Raw genomic sequence first — 15,930 nt, 5'->3', positions numbered from 1 at the left:
CGTCCTGTGCCGGTGTTCCTGTACGCGGAAGCACCTCACGTTTCGCGATAGTCCCCATCTGACCTGCGAATAGCGCAAAGGTTCCAGGGTACGCCTGCCCGTTCGATCATAACCTGGAATGCTCCACTGGGTCTGCCGTTGATCGACCCTACTCTCGAGCGACATGGCCGTCGAAAGTGCGTCAATCGAGCTGCAAGTCTTGACCAGGAAGGCGGCGGACGACCTCGGCAAATACCAGCTCTGGGCGTCGCTGGCCCTCGAGCCACTCAGCAAGGCGTTCTTGGCTGGCAAGCAACCCAGCCTGGCTATCGATCCAACCCATTGGCAGTCGAGCTCTTCGCCACTGCTGGCATCCGCGTCTGGACGGATTTAGCGCGTCTGGACAGAATTAGGTTCGTCGATCGAGAACGGTCACATTCGGCAGGCCATCACCCGCCAGGATGTCACCAAGTTCTCCGAGCAGGAGGTTGGTGTGGCCCTCGATGAGGCCTTTCTTTTCCAGACGCCAACCGCCATCGCGCAGCTTCTCCGCAATCGGGCGATCGATGAGCACGTAGTCGACGGCGATGTCGGCCGGGACCAAGGTGGCGTTGAGTAGACGGTCGTTGCGTCTGAGGTTGGTGGCGTCGATCACCACGCTGTTCCCTGCGGCGAGTGCAAGTCTTGCACGTTGCCGCACCGTGTTGAACACGGCCTCCTGGCCTCCGGTCATATTGTGGCTGCCATAGAGCTCTTCGCGGATCGCATCGGCGGATATCACCAGCTCGGTCGAGTAGTTGGCCGCGGCATAGGAGCTCTTGCCCGCCCCGGACGGACCGACCAGCAGGACGAGGCGTTGACCGCAGCGCGGCCAATCCCAACCGACGCCGCCGGCGAAGCCCTCGGTATCCCCAAGCATCATCTGCCAGCTCCTGGATGCCCTGACGATGAGCGAAGCGTCGCCGGGCTCCATATGTGCCATCGATGTCCTCAGCGTCTTGAGGTCTCGGAGAAGGTTCGCTTCGAGCGGCGGGATCTCATCCTTCAGATGATAGAAGACGTCATTGATCTCAAGCTCGAGGGGATGGTGGTACGTTCGCTCCGTGTTGTTCTGGAAGGTCTTGGTGACGGGCAGGATCGAGGTGAGCTTGCCGAAGTACCTTTCCACGAACGCCTGGCGGATCTGTTCAATCGCGGGGAAGATGGTCGCGACGTGTGCCCGCCATACCCGTCGTGCCAAGAGCTCCCTGGAGCCCAGGAGCGCCAGAGTGTGCATGTGCGGGGCTCCGTCCATCAGGTCGACGAGCCCGTTCGACCAAGAGGGCGTTCCAAGCTTGAGTTCCAGTGCGCTGAGGAGCTGACGCGGGTCGATCTGGTCCCCTATAGGGTGTTCAGTGAGTTGAAGCGCAATCCCAGGGTCCCAGCATGCGACTTCCGCGACAGTCGCTACGGCTGCCCGCTCCGCGAGACGACCGGACCGTCCGAGCCGCGACTCGACGAAGAGGTGCATATCCGCTCGGGAGACAACGTCTCGCCATTTCACCTCGGATGAACCAAAAACCGCTTCGACCTCATCGAGAGGGAGAGCCAGCGGTGTAAGCACCCCCAGGCTGGGGGCCGAGATCCTTCCGGACCGGGTTCGCTCATTGCGGAAGGTGCGGAAGAAGAGGCTCCACTGGTTCCACTGCTCGACACCCAGCTCGTCGATGAGGAACACGGCGTTAGCAAGGGCGGCCGACTCGATGAAGTCATTGGTGGATCGGATGCTTCCGGGTGGCGCCCCAGCAGCTGCGGCCAAGGCGTGAGCAGGCGATCGGGCGCCGCTCGCGTTCCGGGCGTCTACCAGGATTGCACGAAGCCCTCGCCCCTGCTCCAAAGCGGATACGAGGGCTAGGATCAGGCCGGTTGGCCGTCGTGTTGGGAAGGAGAGCCCGATCAAGCCGCCGTCGTCGGAAGCCAGCCGGTCGACGGCACGTCCTAGAAACGCTGATGGTCCTGGTAGATCCCACCAGTCCACGCTGCCCCAGTCGATGGTCACTACGAACCTCCGGCCCCGAGCAACGATCTGGCGAGCGCGTTCAAACGGTACGGCCGGCTGTCCTCGTCGCGAGCCGACCCTGCTCCCTGTGCCTCGAGCAGACCCATCATCACTCCGAAATCGACGACCTGCTGCCCCGCGAGGTTGGCACCAAGCTCCGCAACCGGTCCCTCACCTATCTCATAGGCGGTGATATCGCCCTCCGTGTATACCGCTACGGCCTTGAATATGTCGTACATCGCCCCTGCCAGGCCCAGTTCGCCCGGCAACGCTGGATCGCGGCGACGTCGAACTGCCGTATTCTCGAGCCTCGTCGCTAGGGATTTGGCGTTCACAGTTCCTCCCGTGGTGAACAATTGCTGCATCAGCCGGTTGAATCCGCCGGTTGCGGCCTGCAACGAAGCCCTGAAGTGCATCGGATCGAGATGCTCCTGATGCAGGAAATGGTCCGCTAGAGTTGTGGACCAGGTCTGCAAGGGCACGATCTTCACCTCCTTGGACAGTGCTTTGCTGCTCGGGTCGCGGACCCAATCCAGGGCGTGTTCCGGTTGCCCCACGAAGATCAATCGAACCTTCCCCTCGCGGACCGATCTGGCGCGGAGTGCCCCCTCGACCCACGCGGCGTTCCATGGACTGGCGTCATGAACGACGAGAAGCGCAGCGGGCTCTCCGGGCAACGGCCCCTTGAGGTCCTTGAGCATGGCATCCATCGACTGGAACGACCGGGCCGTGACGTGCCCGGTACCGCGCTTGTCCTCCCGGGAGCTCGAGGCGGAGGAGAGGGCGCCTGTGACCATCCCGATGTCGGAGAGCGCATTGCCGAAGATCAGTGTGGCAGGAGCCCTGTCCCGCAGCATGTCGTGCTCCTGACCCAAGGTGAGCGGACTGATCCCGCCCTCCTGTATGCGCATGGCCGCATTTGCTTTAAGCTTTCGGCGCATCGACCGCGGGTCGAAGACCGGTGGGGCATTGCGATCCATGAATTCGCCGAGCTTGGCCGCGATCTTGTCGTCGTTGCCAAGGAGCCGGAGGATCGTCGGCGAACGAAGCGCCCAGCGATCGGGCTGCACGCGACGCAGCACTCCCAATCCCTCCATCTCGTCAAGCAGATCCTCTGCCACCGAGAGGCGATTGGCCTCCCCGAAGGCCGCTGGCCACCAGGACGCGGCGGCGTCGCGGACCTCCACTGCGGTCATGCCTTCACCCACTCGGCCGTCCGCGGCATCGCGCAGGGCTCGCTCGGCGACGATGTTCGCGATGAGGGAGTACCGGTCCTCGATCTTGCTGATCGTGAAATCGAAGGTCTCGCCGATCTCCTTCGCTATCGTCTCGTTTTCCAGCGCCAGGCGAACGTGGTCCGACGTGATCCCGGTTATGGGCCGTCGCTTCTTCAACGTTTCCTTGACCAGTTCCCGAACCAGGCCCTCGCAGAATTTCTGCACCAGGACCGGGTAGTAGTTGCAGTAGCTGAGGATGCGCCAGACGTCCTCACGGTTCTCGAACTCATAACCCATGCCCGCGAGTGGGCGCTTGACCAATGCCTCGGCATCCCCGAGCTCGTCGTCCATGAGCGGCCCGATACGCTGGGGATCGGATGCGATATGCTTGAGGGGCGGGTTCTCGGTGTGCACGAGCCGCGTCACGTTGTGCAGACCCGCGAGCACGAACTTGAACCGTCGGTTCGTATCGTCCATTAGCCTTTGCAGACGAATGAACTGGACAAAATCCTTGGTTGCATCGGCCTGGATAAACCTATCGGACTCGTCCAGGAGCACCAGCACCCGCCGCTTGCTGTCCCCCGCCAGCCAGCGCCGTATCGTCTCGCTGAACCGATCGCTCTGCTCGACCGGTTTCGAGAAGATCGGCTTCAGCTCGCGGGACATCGATTCCCATATCTGCTCTTCGCCAGCATTGGTCCCGATGTCGTTGATGTTCACGTACGCCACCGCTGTGCCGGCTCCGGGGTCATCCTCCTGGGATTGCAGATGACGTAGGAGCGCGGTCTTGCCCAGGCGTCGCCCGCCGTAGACGATGCAACTGCCATGGGGCTCAAGAAGCTTTCTGCGCTCCTCGGCGCGCCCGAAGAACATCTCTCTCGGCACGGCCTGATTGCCATAGTCGCGGTAAGGATCCGCGAAGGAGAAGGGCTGAGCCAATTCGAACAAGGTCAGTCCGCGCGATTCGGGCTCGGAGAGCGTGAAATAGACGATGGACTCGTCGATCGCGAGCAACCGCCTTGATTTCTCGAGACTGGACAGGTGCTGCTGCCGCCGGCGCTCGGACGGAACTACATCGATCACGACGAAGACTAGCCGGAGGGCTCCTGCATCGGCCTCGATGCCGGCAACCTCGCTATCGGTGGGCATCTTGGGGCCGATGCAGAAGCGATACTCTCCCCCCGTAAGACTGCCGAAGTCTGGAAGAAGTACCGAGGCGCTGTCCGGCAACAGGTCCACGTGCATGTCCATGGTGTAGAACTTGCGATTGCCGCGCGGATTCGGTGACCGCAGCACGACATTCAGTCCAAAGCCTTCGAGCAACCGCACGAGGCGGCCTGCGACGTCTGCTTCTTGTCGCAACGAGGCGACCGCTCGCTTGAGCTCGTTCCACTCCTCCAGCACGTTCACCACATCAGCGCGACGATCCGCAGCGATCCGTCCGAAGTTCAGACCGGCGAACTCGCCGCCCCCTTCGATCACTGAAAGTATGCGATCCTGCTCGGTGCGAGACATCTCCGCCAACGCATCGGGCACCTTCGGGAAGTACGCTCTGTATCGAGGGTTGGGCGAGGTGGTCTCAGGCAGCCCGCGACCGTTCTCGAGGAACTCTACGTATTCGGTCGCCGTCAAGAGATCGTCGCGTTGCACCAATCCACGCACCGTATCCAGATCACCAGCAGCGGCCGTCCTCCTGGACTCCAACACCCCCAGTCTAGCCAGCAGCTGTTCGCGGGGACGGGTGAGAAGGACGTCGACCTTGCTCCTGACGTCCGCGACTAACCCGTACGCCGCCCTGAAGTCGAGTATCTGCTCGTCCTCCTCCGTTGCTTCCGTTCGTGCCTCCAAGGGCACGATCTCGGGCAATGCCCTGGGTTCGATTCGATCCAGCAGGGAGAGAAGCGACTGCGCTTCGTCGATGGAACCGACACCTCCCATTCGTTGGACGCGGTCGACCATCAACCTTGCGTCACGAAGATCCGCCTCGAGCGAATCCCTCTTCGTCTCCTCATCTGCAAGGCGAAGTTCGGACAGGCCTTCGGGATCGAAGTCGGCAACCCCGAACGATACCGCCATTTCGATCATCATCGACGCTGCGATGTGCGATCCGACAGCCAGTCGCTTCCGGATCGCGGTATCGAAGGCAGCCCCATCGGCGGCGCCATGGATTTGGTCCGAGCCCGCTCCGACGAGCGCGCTCGTGACCGTTTCTGGCGCGTACGGCGCCGGATACCAACCGCGGCCGAAGTTGAGCGCCGATACCCATAGGAGCTGCCCATGCAGAGCAACCAGATGATCGACTGGGCTAGGGGTAGATTCCCCGCCGTTCAGCGTTTTTTTGAAGCTGTCGAAGGCTTCTCGTGCGAACTTGACGGCGGATGCCTCCAGCGCGGTGGCCGCTGGAAACTGCGCGAGCGCGCCATCCAGGGTATCGACCGCGTCGGTGATGCCGGACCTCGCCTTCTGAATATTGGCCCTCATGCCTTTCATCACTGGCGCAGCGTCGGCGGAATCGACGTATTCCGCGCAGAGTTGCGCCAGCGACTGGATGAGACCGACGAGCTTCTCTCTTGCGATGCCATCGATGCCTGTGAGCTTGTATGTTGCGACCCGCTTCTCCGTCTCCTCGAGGAGGTGGATGACAGAGCTACGGTCGTTGTACTGGGCAGCGAACTTTCGGGCGGCGTCCAACGCCGACTGCCCGCCTCGTTCGACCCGCTCCCCAAGGTTGCCTAAGGCGCCATCACGGTTGGTAAGGGCACCACGAAGCTTGTTCCCCAACTGGAACTTGTAGCGCTTGGCCCCGAATTCCTCCAAGGCATGCTTGATCTTGTCAGCAAGGATGCGCGTGTACTCGTCGTCCTGTGCATCCTCGCGCGCCAGCCGAAGCAGGGAAGGAGTGAGCGAGATCCCGGATCTGAGCGGAGCTGCCAAGGCCTCCCTCAGCCCATGGACTGCTTTCCCAAGGCCCGGCCCCACCTGACGCAGGGACTCAAGGGCGGCCTTGGCGTCGGACTCGCCATGGAAGATCGCGAATGGTGCGAGCGAAGCCAGTCCCATGATCCGCCTTGCCGTGGTCGTTGATTGCTCGTCATCGAGGCTCTCGAACACCAGCGCGGCCTCGGTCATCAGGTCGTGGACCACGGAGCTGCCCTGGTGGGCAGCGTGGTTGAAGCGGCCCGCGAAGGCAGCAAGCTTCAATTCCGGCAGGGAAACGGCGAAATCCTGGTGCAGGCCAGCTCGACGCGCCGCCTCGGACAAGTGGAATGCAAGCCCGAACCTCTGTGTGACGACGAATTCCTCGAATCGCTCTTCGAGCTTCGCCACCATCGGATCCGGACCGGACGCCAATGCATCTTCGATCTCGTCCGGCTCGGTTGCGAACCGATCGAGGACGAGATCGGCATCCTGGACGGGCGGGAATTCATCCAGCTCATAGGAGGAATCCCAATCGCGCTTCGAAGAGATTTCGCCGACATCGTCCAGCGGTGTCGAGAAGGTCTCGTCGGCTTCCGTCGCGTCCGCTGAGAGAGAAGGCGGCTCGTCCAACGCGGGCGGTTCGGCTGAATCACCCGAAGCCTCGAACTGCCTGTCCCCGGGGGGCGGCGGGACCGGCGCCAATCGCTGCAGCACCTCGATCGCGGAGGCGATCACGCTGCGACCTGCTTCGATCGCTTGTATCCTCAGAGCGGAGGCTTCGTCCAGTCGAGTCATCAACATCTGCCGGAGGATGCGTTGCGCCTTGTCGATCTTCTCCCGCGCAAGGCTCCCAATTTCCTCCGCCGACGCAAGCGTCTCTTCGATCGAGGCCGCTGCTTCGAGATCGATCGTCGCGCTGAAGGATCCGGTCGGAACGCTACCGAAATCCTCGTTCTCGACCCCGGCATCGACTAGAACTGCCTTGGCGTGTTCGAGTATCGCTTGGGACCGTTCCAACAAGGCTTGAGCGGACACAGCCTTCTTTTTGGACGCATCGTATCGAACAAGCGCCTGCCGCGCGGCTTCGAGCTGCTCCTCGATCTTGGCTAGGACGCCTTCGTCAGGCCCCGCGTCGAGGTCCGCAAATCGTAGGATGCTGCCCATGGCGCTGCGCCAAGCGGCTTCACCGTCGATCGACGTCGTCTCATCGGGTGCGTCGGACGCCATGTCAATTTCCGTTCCCATGTCCAGGGCAGGTGCTGAATGGCCAACTGCATTGGTGCCAATCATGGGGACACGCTCCGTTTGGGTTTGACGGGCCGTGTTGATGGATGGCCCTTCGGGTTCGGCGAACTCGGCTTGAGTGGGTTGCACCTCACCCACGCCAGTCGGCTTGGGTGGGAAGCGCCGAATGTCGCCAGACCATTCGTAGTCGGAACGAAAAAGGTGCTCGGCGGCGTCGGTCGCGAACTCGCGAACGTCCCCGAGCCGCCCATCGTTCTTGATCGTGCCGATGATCGCTGCGTCGAACGGGTGCTCATAGGCGCCAAGCACGACTTGAGCCTTGGCGAGTCGGACCGCGTTGCCCTTCAACAGGATATCGAGGAAATTCCAGAAGGTGTCGGGTCTGGAGAGGGACGCATCGGACCGGACCGTGGATTTCGCCGCCGTGATCGCTTGGCGCCAGAGAGGGTTGAAGGGGCTCCACTGCTTAGCCTTGTTCGAAGCCATGCTTCGTTTGGCGATCTGACAGATCGCGGCGGCGAATCGTGGATACCTCAGTCCATTTAACAGGATCGGCACGAAGTCGTTCTGGTCGGGCCGGAGGTCCGGCCAGCCATCGAAGCCGGTCAATGTCGCCAGTTCCAATCGAGACTGATGAATGGCCCTGAGCTGTGCATTCGGAATCTGCACAAACTCGGAGAGCCATTCCTCGGTCACGAAGTCCGGGAGACGGATGACTCCCGCAAGTTCCGACCAAGTAGGCGCTTCTTCATCGCCGTCGTCGTTTCGCCGCTCCCTATCCACCTTCGGCGCTTGATGAAACATGTGCACAGCGGTCTCAGACCCATCGCTGTGCTTGAAGATGGGCGCGCCGGCGTCCCTAGGCCATAGCGGAGCATTGAGGACCGTCACCCCCGGTTTACTAGCAAGTATGCCGTCCCAGGCCTGCTTGTCGGATGCCCCACCGCCAGCACCGGCATCATCCGGCGCGCCGTCGTCGGCATACGTGCCGTCGTCGACCGCTGGTCCTTGCCCGACTTCGGCGGCCTCGTCGTCCTCCTCCGGAGTCAGATCAAGGGCGAAGCGCGTCATGTAATCTCGCGCCTTGGACTCGAACGATAGTGGGGCGGGCAAGGACGTGGCGGACGCGGTATGCCCATAGCCGTACCTGAGGCTGGCGACGAGGTGGGCAATGCGATCCGGATCGTCCCCTCCCGTGTGCTGGCGACGGTGATCTCGATCGGGTTCGGGAGCCGGTAGCTCACGTCAAAGATCGGTATCTCGACCGGCGCAAAGAGCTTCTCCATGGGTTGAGGAGCGTCCTTGAACGCCTTGGCCACGTGAACCAGTGAGACCAGACGCCGATAGACGCTCAGTCCTCTTGGCAGCGACATCTGGAAATATCCCGCTGTCGCCCAGTAATGAGCGCCAGTGCGCGACGACGAGAGCTTGACCGTCCTCGCGACTATGGTGGGGCAGTACCGGCGGAGCATCTCACCGGTCTCGGCTCCCGTGTCGGTGGTAACTGCGACATAGTCAGCGGTCTTGCGCTCCGCGATCCGAGCCGCATTGCCCAAGCGCACGCGAACCAATCTGGCGCCGGGCCATCGACGAGAGGCGTCCAGGCGTTCCGAACCAAGAGTGATCTCGCCGGAGATTTGACCGTCCCTAAGCCAGGGCCACAGGGAGGCTGCCCCAGTGCTGTCGATCATGACGAGGGGACGGTCGCCAACTTCAACGCAATCGTCCAAGATCTCGCGCACGAACGCCTGGAAACTGGCGCGTTCGGTCGCAAGGCCGCTCCCCAATGACGCCTTGATCGAAGGGCTTGCGATCCGCTTCAAGGCTTTGAACAGCGGCTCCCATCTCGCGGACCACTTCATCTCGCCGTCGTACCAGCCCACCCGTGCCGTGGTCCGACCGTTCTGGCAATCGACCCGGGTCGCGATGCAGAGCTTGCCGCCCTTGCCTGCCAGTCGGGTGCGCGCCTGAGTGAGGACGGATATCCCGATCAACGATGTTGGCTCGTCCGTGCTGTCCCGGAACGCATCGGCGACCACGTTCGCGACATCGGAGACCAGTCCTGCATGACCGAATATCAGATCGTACGTCGCCGCTTGTATCCGGTGGAGGTAGTTCGCGAATCCTCTATGACCCGACGCCCTAGGTCGCAGATATTGCACGTTCGCGTTGGCCTCCGCGGCGAGTGCGTACCGACCGGCCGGCTTGTTGACTGGATCGTCTGGTCGTCCATCATACCAGTCGGTCGCCTGCACCAGCGCGTGACAGCCGCCATCGATCTGGTTAAGCAGCTCGGCAAGAGGTCGCCATGCGGCGACACGAGCCTCGAAGCGTTGACCATTCTTCGCTTCGGACAGCGGAAGGGTCGCGCGTGATCCGTGCACATCGCTGGGCAGCGGACGAGTGCTCACCTCGATACTTGTCCCGAATAGGGTTCGCAGGACAGATTCGAGCAGGCGGCGCTCGTTCTCGCTACGAGCAATCGCCACCACCGATGGCTTCCTCTCACCGAAAGCTCTGGACACCCGTTGGGCGTTGGCGGTTCTGACCTCCAGCAGCTTCTCGCGGGCCTTGGACGCGGCCGTGGCGCTTATGATCGGACCATTCTCGCCAAGATCCAGGGAGTCCCACGCGGCTCGGATGGATGCATCGTCCGCAAGATCGTTTCGCCCTACTGCAACGGCGATGTCGGACAGCAGCGCCTCGGTCTCCAATGCCTTGTGGAGTTCTTCGGCCCGCTTCGGCACCTGCTTGGTCGTGGTTGTTTCCTCGAACGGTATCGCGACGAATCCGAGGCCGTCCATAATCTGCCGCACGACATCGAAGAGATCGGTCTGATCTCTCGTGGAAACGCCCGCGCCGATGGGATGGGAACCGAAACGCGGCGAGTAAGGGATGCCGAAGAAGTGGGAAGAACTGGCACCCCTCTCCACCTGCTCGGCCATGCTGCTGCCGATGTCGGCGCCCATGCCGAGCAGGTGCCCGAGGAATTCAGGCGAGATCGGGTCTTGAACCTGCTGCGATCGCACCGGCGCTGGTACTTCCAAGCACACTTTCGCACCGTTCTGGGCCATGAGCGTAAGGCTCACGTTGCTCTGACCGATGAGGACTCGACCGGTTGGAATCTCCTGCATCCAGCGCCGACGGGACGCGCGCACTGTGGCGATCGGCTTTTCGGAGAACGGAACGGTCTCGACCGTGATCGTGGCCACCATCGAATAGAGTGCTTCGTCGTGCCGCCTCGGCCAGGTGACGAAGTCGATCTGATTGGACGAACTGCGACCCCGAACAATCCGCCGAACCGGCCCCATGCCCTCGAAGAGTACTTTGCCTTCGAGTCCACGCGCGAAGGTGTGGATGATGGCATCCCGCGCCTCCACGAAACTGTCGGACGTCAAAGCTCCTCCAAGAACGACCGAGCGGCGTTGCCCGGAAAAGGCGTTCGAGGCCAAGACATCGATCGCGTCCACGAGCTGCTCGGGCGCACCGACTCTTGTAGCCCATGGGCGCAATGCCGACCCTACCCAGAGTGTGAGCGCCCTTCCCAGTCTTTCCTTGAGATCGCCGCTGCTCGGCACATCCATCAATGCTCTCGGCTGGTCTGACCAAGGCGCACCGAGGTCGCGCTCCAGGACCAATGCTTCTGGCACCTGCGACGCGATCGACGCCCGCAGGGAAGCGTATGGCAACGCGTGCCCCCCTTCCTTCTCGGAAGCATCACCCGCCTGACCGAGCTCCCTCATCAATGCCGCAGCGCGCGTTGTCCACGTGACGCGTTCAGCCTCCACGGGATCGCCGGCCTCGCCGTCGAACTGCAGCGCAGAGACGACGGTTTCCCTTCCTCCAGACCGACTGCCTTTCACGCCGCGGTACAGGATGTCTGGCAGTCGGTCACTCATCTAGTGGTCCATCCGAGAATGCTACGCCCGCGCAGCGACACAGCGGATCGTAGAAGGGCGAGTAGAGAGCCCCATAGATTTCGGCATCGACGGCGTCATCGTCGTGAATACGATTGCGCAGGATGTCCCGCATCGCCACCAACATGCTGCTCCGGAAGTTGTCCTGAGCACCTGCCGCGGAGCGAGGTGCCCATGCAGCGTCCACGAAGATCGCCCGTGCGGCTGCTCCATTGCGCATCGCTCTGCCGATGGTCTGGAGCACGTCGACCATTATGTCCGCCGTGAAGGGTATCGCGAGCTCGCCTAGTCGGCTGGCCTGCAGTGGGAACCGCAACAGGCGTCGTGTGACTGATGAAAGCTCGCGACGCGCGTGGCGCCAAGCGGTCGCCAAGTCCTCGTATCCTTCCTCGTCGCGGAAATGCCGCATGTCGAATGCCAATGACTGCTGACCGGCAATGCCCGCGACGAGGTCCAGGCTCTCCGATGCCGGATGCGGACGAATTAGGAACACTAGGGTCCCGAGCAATGCATCGCGGACCCTAGGCCCCGATTCGAAGACGATGTTCACCCCTCTTGCCAGCGCCTTCATCGGGAAGAGGAGGACGTCCCAATTGTCCCGAGCGCTCAGGCGCTCGACCTGTGCGGCACTGATCCAATCCCCATCGTTCTGATCGGGCGGCCTGTTCGCCACGCCGATCACGCGCCCCGCCAGGTCTGGCCTTATCCTCTTGATATGGGCCTTGACCTTCATCACCTGCTCATAGCTGTTCACCACCATGCCGACCTTGCGGCCAGGATCGAAGTCGGTCACCATTTGCATCGCCAATGGGTGTTCGCCGAGGAAGTAGTGCTCGACCATCTTCTTGAGCACTCTGTCTTGCTCGGTGGTCGACGAGCCGCTGAACCGCAGCATCCGGCTTGGGTTCGATGTGTCTGGTATCGGCGCGAACACGTACTTAGACTGCCGCGACCCCACGTCCCGCCCGGTGCGACGCAGGACGATGTCAGGCCCGACGGGGATATGGAAAGTTGGACTCTCCGCCAAGTACGATGTTGCACTCGCAAGCAGGACATTGGGGCCCCTTACACGGCCTTGATGCCTCAACAACCTGCCAAGACGATACAGCAGCACCCTGGGAGCGCCGCGGAACGACACGTATTGTAAGCGAACCTTGGACCGGAGGCCTTCGTCCTCATAGCGGAACCGGACTCCGGAGAGCCGACCGATCAGCGCCTCCGGAACCAGCCGCCCGAGGTCCTCCGAAATACCTTGCTGGAACAGCGGCTCCTTGTGAACGCCCTCGGCCACCATGGCCTGCTGAGCAGGGATTAGCGCAAGAAACTGCATGACGACGGTGGTCACGCCGACGAGAAAACGGAAGAGCTCGACGACCTCGTCACGCCCCAGATGAGCGCCAGGTTCGACGAGCTTGAAGAATTCGCTGCGCACCTGCTCCAAGTACTGATCGCGCTGCGCAGCCAGCGGCTCCGAGATCCAGTCGCGCGTCAGCCCCGCTATGGCCGTTGCGGTCGCCGACACCTCGCCCTTGCTCCTGCCGAGGTCGATGGCGATGCGCTCGGGATCGAAGCCGTATCCGTCGACGTCCTGGTCCTCGTCCGTGCGGCGCATTAGGGCCGCGCGGATGCAGCCGTCCCAGAACGCCCGGATGGCGTTGAAGCGCCTTTCTTCGCTCTCGCGTTGGAGGCCCGACAGGATGGAGATGTCCTCTGGGCTGAAGATGGCCGTGAGGATGTTGTTGCCGGTGACGAAGGTATCCTCGAACCGCGATAGCGGCGTCTCCACTCCGCTTCGGAGCCTCAGGTTCTGAAGGTGCCCGACCAGGCTGTGATTCAAGCTGCGGAAGTCGGACGCTGCTCGACCGTACTGCTGGATGCTGCCTGCCGCTACATCGGTTCGCCCGGTCGACAGCGGAACGAAGAGATCTCGATTGAGCGCGTGCTCGTAACTGGACTCGCTGCCGGTCAGATCGAGCGACGCCACGGCCTTGCGGTCGAGGACGGCTTGCGCTCCGTCCGCCTCATCAACCATGACCAGATCGGAATTCATGGCCACCGCTTCGAAATGTCGAATCCGATCATCGCTGAAGTGCGGGCTGATCCGGGTGTCCATCGACAGTACATGGCCCAACCAGATGTTGTGATCGGTAAGTTCCCTCGGCGCTCTTAGGCGGCCGCAGTGCGCCGACAGTGGACAGAGATGGGCCGTTTCAGTTGGTCGCAGCGAGCCATCCGCCTTGGTCGAGCGCTGAAGCACGGACGTGCACGGGGGCGACAGGTGAGGAAACTCGCGTTCTGGTTGAGCATCCTGTTCGAAGCCGCCCAAGGCGCAGTTCAGTGCCAACAATTCCGCGCCCTCCGCCGTTGCGCCGAACCCTTTGGTCTCGGTTGCGCCAATGCGATCGGCAAGTTTTCGAGCGTGGTCTATGCGGGTCTGCGGCGATTGGCCCATCAGCAAACCGACATCAGCGCCGTAGTTGCGCAGGTCGCCAAGCAGGTTCAACGATGTCTCAATAGATGGCAGCAGGACGACGACGCGGTAGTCCCGTGCGCTCAGCCACATGAGCAACAGCACGATCAACGTGGTTTTGCCAGTGCCAGGGAGACCGATCAGGTGCCGCAGCCCGTCTAGCCGAATGGTGTCCTTCGCGACCAGGCGACCAGTGGCCCTATCGGGTGAGAGCATCTCCACCTTCAGAGCGCCATTCGCCTCGCGCATCCGGGCCGCCCAGTTGCCGGGCGGTCGCCCCGGCCGCCGCCGATCCATCTCGTCGAGTTCCTCGGCGACGAGGATCAGTTCAGATACCGGTACTTCGATGGCACCACGCGGCTCCCTGGTGAAATCGAAACGCGGCGGAGCATCTGGAAGGAAGCTTTCGAGATCAACGGAGATCCTCTCGCTCGATCCTGAGGGACCCACCTCGACTATCATAGATCGAGTCGGATCGGCCGAAGCGAGCGACCATGATCTAAACGCCAAAGGGTTCTTGAGCGCCGCCATCATCGCGACCAGTTCTGGGTCGTCGTCCGGGACTCGCCTGCGAAATGGGAACCGAGGATCTGATGCATCGATCCTGTACGGCGGCTCCCTGTAATCCGGCAGGTGGCGGTGGTCCTCCTCCCAGCTAAGCGCCGAGTAGACCAGCTGACGCAGCTGGATCTCCGATGCAGCCACGACGCCGAGCAGACGAAGGGCCGTGGCCGCTTCCGCGAAGCCCTTAAGCGTTGCGCTGTCCAGCACCGAGCCGAAGCCCGACATCAATGCTGGGGCATCGCGAAGATGCTTCGCCCCAAGGATGGTGTCCATGGCCGCGCACAACCATTGCGCCCCCAGGGCTCCCACAAAGTCCTTCGGCTGCGCCCTCATGCCGAGAATTCCGCGATGACGGAGGCAACCGTCATGAACTCCAAGTCTTCTGCACCTACGTATGATGCTCGGAGATCGTCGATGTAGCGGGGGTTCAGCCGCACCTTGTAGTCTGGGACGACGATGATCTTCCGACCAAAGATAGTGAGACGCCCAACGCCTCTTGACAATCGAGCGCCGAGGACGAGCGGGCTCGCATAGTTTTTCACGTCTAGACCAACCTCCAGCCCGTCGAGCCCGACATCCGCAGCATCGGACATGGGGTAGAGGGAAACGGATCGGCCTTGGCCAGCAAGGTGGTCATGCAACGCCACCTCGTCGAGCCCGGGTCCCACCCAGAAGGCCAGAACGGCACCCGTGGCGAGCCGAAACAACGAAGGATCAGCGATGCCGTAGCCCACGATCGTTTCCCCACGGATGGCGCACCGACGCACTCTGCATCGTCCATTGGGGAACGCGGGATCGCTGGTCGGCCAGAGCAGAGACCCGCAACGTCCGCACAGCCGGGCGGAGCCATTTGCCATCGCAGTCTGAGGAATTGGCCGGTAAAGGGAAGCGATCGCGCGCGCGCCATGCAGGTGACCGTTCGTGATAAACCTGTGCAGGGCGTCCAGACTGCAAACCGGCTGCCGCACCACGAATTCCCTGATGGAGGTGTAAGCCCGATTCCGCTGAGCAGCCGGGTAGCTCTGGACCGCGACCCTCAACTGCTCATGATGGATGTCCTCGATGGCATCGATCTCGCTTCCGCCCAGCCGCGCCAGTTCCCTGCAGTCGGCGGTCGGAACGCCCGAGGCGTCGTCCACCAACTCCACGTCGCTGTACTTGAAGTCTCCGGCGAAGCTGGGGATGCCCCAAAACCCCATCGCCCGCGACGCGGCCCCCATCACCAGGTGGATGCTCGACCCCAAGTCATCGACTCCTTCGGTTAGGCAATGCCGCGACAGACGGGCCAGCGCCCTTCGAGCGATCGGTGGCATCGAAGCCCCTTGGTGAACGATCTCGCCTTCCTGGGCGATGCGGTCGTAGATCTCGCAGAGCCCACGCGCCAACAAGACCGCCGTGACTACAGGTTCGGAGTCCTCGATCAACGCGACGACCCCAAGGTCGATCCGAATAGGCACTCTGCAAGCAGCAACACTTCTCCTCCTTCTGTCAGGCTACCGCGTCATTATTCGCCTGATCCACAAGTCTTTCGAACTTTGACCGGATACTCACAGGAAACAAGGGGCTGTTCTTGATGGTCAA

5 protein-coding genes are annotated in these 15,930 nt (G+C 62.2%); all 5 read right to left on the bottom strand.

Annotation, left to right across the window (positions count from 1 at the left end; translation table 11 throughout):
- Positions 1-388: 388 nt before the first annotated feature.
- Genes NLY44_RS29135 through NLY44_RS29115 form a run of 5 tightly spaced genes read right to left on the bottom strand, consistent with a single transcriptional unit; the run spans position 389 to position 15,773 of the window.
- Positions 389-2,017, bottom strand: a complete 1,629-nt coding sequence (locus tag NLY44_RS29135; RefSeq protein WP_023806708.1) for an AAA family ATPase — start codon at positions 2,015-2,017, stop codon at positions 389-391.
- Positions 2,017-8,571 (bottom strand): hypothetical protein, encoded by a 6,555-nt coding sequence (locus NLY44_RS29130; RefSeq protein WP_353654472.1) that lies wholly within the window; start codon positions 8,569-8,571, stop codon positions 2,017-2,019. Before NLY44_RS29130 ends, NLY44_RS29135 begins: the two co-directional genes overlap by 1 nt.
- Positions 8,466-11,297 carry an RNaseH domain-containing protein gene (locus NLY44_RS29125; protein ID WP_286456175.1) on the bottom strand — a complete coding sequence of 944 codons (2,832 nt, stop codon included), beginning with the start codon at positions 11,295-11,297 and terminating at the stop codon, positions 8,466-8,468. Before NLY44_RS29125 ends, NLY44_RS29130 begins: the two co-directional genes overlap by 106 nt.
- Positions 11,290-14,682 carry a hypothetical protein gene (locus NLY44_RS29120; RefSeq protein WP_023806706.1) on the bottom strand — a complete coding sequence of 1,131 codons (3,393 nt, stop codon included), beginning with the start codon at positions 14,680-14,682 and terminating at the stop codon, positions 11,290-11,292. The genes NLY44_RS29125 and NLY44_RS29120 overlap by 8 nt, the downstream gene beginning before the upstream one ends.
- The gene (locus tag NLY44_RS29115; protein ID WP_155921536.1) at positions 14,679-15,773 is read right to left on the bottom strand and encodes a restriction endonuclease-related protein; all 1,095 of its coding nucleotides are present in this window, start codon (positions 15,771-15,773) and stop codon (positions 14,679-14,681) included. Before NLY44_RS29115 ends, NLY44_RS29120 begins: the two co-directional genes overlap by 4 nt.
- Positions 15,774-15,930: the final 157 nt, after the last annotated feature.

Origin of the sequence: Mesorhizobium sp. C089B (assembly GCF_030323125.1) — a bacterium.
GTDB lineage: Bacteria > Pseudomonadota > Alphaproteobacteria > Rhizobiales > Rhizobiaceae > Mesorhizobium.
Note: the sequence above shows the minus strand (reverse complement) of the source record. Positions and strands in the feature narration are given on the sequence as shown.